General features: G+C 54.9%; 1 protein-coding gene. It reads left to right on the top strand.

All coding sequences use genetic code 11. The features are described from left to right. Positions 1–548 precede the first annotated feature (548 nt). On the top strand, positions 549–2,138 hold the full coding sequence (locus BLR85_RS28170) for a phospholipase D family protein (protein ID WP_093165194.1): 1,590 nt from the start codon (positions 549–551) through the stop codon (positions 2,136–2,138). Positions 2,139–2,242 lie beyond the last annotated feature (104 nt).

The following is a 2,242-nucleotide window of genomic DNA, read 5'->3' on the forward strand; positions in this document are numbered from 1 at the left end:
AGGCCAGTGGCAACCGCCACACTAACAGGCCGGACACACGACTGTACTGACAGACCATCGCGACCACAGAAATCTCTTGCAATGCAGGAGCCATCTACACACGTTCGCGACACCCGAACGCCTTGCAAGCGCAGCACTATCGCCCGAGTTGGAAGCGGTCATTCACGGTCGTAGCGGCGAACGACGGCGACGAGCCCAATCTGGAAGTGCTCCGTTTCTGGATCTCGCAGATGCGGCATTAAAATCGATCGGCGCATCAGCCGCGGTGCAGCAAGAAGAGCAGCCGTTCGTCTTGGCCGTAGTGAAGTCTGGATATACAGTGACCGCTACGGCGCCAAGCTCCTGAAAAGGCTTTTTCATCCGACACTTGGCAGTGGCTGTTTTTGCTGCGATGCTCAAATTCGACCCGCTGCATAACCAACAGTCGGCTTCTAGCAGGAGGGGAACACAATCGTCTGTGAACATACATTCGCAGCGTGGTTGTATTTTTTCGCGATTGTGAGAACGTTGCTGTAGCTGAAATTTTGAATGCCTCAAGGATAAGAAACATGAGCTTAATCACGTCGCATTTTTTGAAGGTGTTCAGAGGTTTCCCAAGGTTTAAAAGCTACCGCACTGCCATATTTGCAGTCATTGCTATGTTTCTGGCGTCCTGTGCAACTGGGCCGGGCGAGTACACGAAAACGGTAACGCGATCGCTTGAAAATACGGGAGGCACATTTCTGGCAGGCGTTGGCCCGCGTGCCGGCGACCCTCAAGACGGGCGCACCGGTATAAAACTGGTTTCCGATGGTCCGGAGTCACTGGCGCTTCGGCTGGCGATTGCCGAAAATGCCGAGCGTACGATCGATGCCCAATACTACCTTCTGCATAACGACGAAACAGGCCACCTCTATGCGAACAGCCTTGTACAGGCAGCGGACCGCGGCGTTCGGGTGCGCTTGCTCCTAGATGACATGGATGTTGCGCAATACGATGCCATGTCGGCTGCACTGGACAAGCATCCGAATATTGAAATCCGCTTGTTTAATCCATTCAAGCGCGGCGCGGGTCGAAATATTACAGCGCTTTTCGAGTTCAGCCGTGTGACCCGACGCATGCACAATAAGTCCATGACCGGCGACGGTGTGGTATCTCTGATCGGTGGCCGGAACATAGGCAACGAGTATTTTGCGGCGCGCGAGGACAGCAACTACAACGACCTCGACGTGCTGGCCGTCGGTCCCGTAGCTCTCGAAGTTTCCCGTACATTTGACGAATACTGGAACAGTCCCTATGCCGTCCCCGCGAGTGCGGTGGTTCAGGACAAGCGTCAGGAACTCACTCTCGACGAGGCCAAGACACGTCTTTTGGCACTGTCCGAAGTGGCGGCGCAATCATCTTTTGGCACGTCCCTCACCCATGACGCGAGAAAACGATTTGCTACGTCTGGAATCGACCTCAAGTGGGTGCCTGCGAAACTGATCGCTGATCCACCTGAAAAAGCGGCTGGCGAAGCCGATACTTCAAATCTCGTTGCGGGACAGATGCTGCCGTACCTCGATGCTGCTACATTGAGCCTCTACGTCTCCTCAGCGTACTTCGTGCCCCGCAGGAGGGGTGTTGAATACCTGTCGGCTATGAGCGGTCGTGGTGTGGCTGTGAACATCCTCACGAACTCGATGGATTCGACCGACGTACTGCCGGTGTATGGGAAGTACGCCACCGCGCGCACTGAGCTGCTCACTGCTGGCGTCAACCTTTACGAACTGAGGCCGGATGCCGAACGCGCGGATCGCGAACGGCTGGGGCTTGGCTTGTCCCAGTCGTCGCTACACACAAAAGCTTTCATCCTCGATGAGCATTATCTGTTTGTCGGCTCATTCAATTGGGACCCACGTTCGGTCTGGCTGAACAATGAAATGGGCGTCCTAATCGAGTCGCCCGAGTTGTCGCGGGAATGGCTCGTGCTTTTCAAGGAGCACCTAAGGAGGAATACCTACAAGTTGCAACTCGATGATGGTGGCGGAATCGACTGGCTGACCTGGCGCGAGGAAGATGACGTGAATGTTCTTTACCGCACGGAGCCGAGTTCATCTGGCTGGCGCGTGTTCCAAAGCCGCCTGTTCGGAATACTGCCTTTCGGGAGACAGCTTTGAGCTGTTCAATCCTAAAGCGTTTCGAGATTAGTTTGAGGCATACCCTGCAGCCCTGAAGTAGTTCCAACACTCCGTCGGGTCATAGAGATTGCAGATTTCACCGA

Source organism: Aliiruegeria lutimaris (assembly GCF_900099935.1).
GTDB lineage: Bacteria > Pseudomonadota > Alphaproteobacteria > Rhodobacterales > Rhodobacteraceae > Tropicimonas > Tropicimonas lutimaris.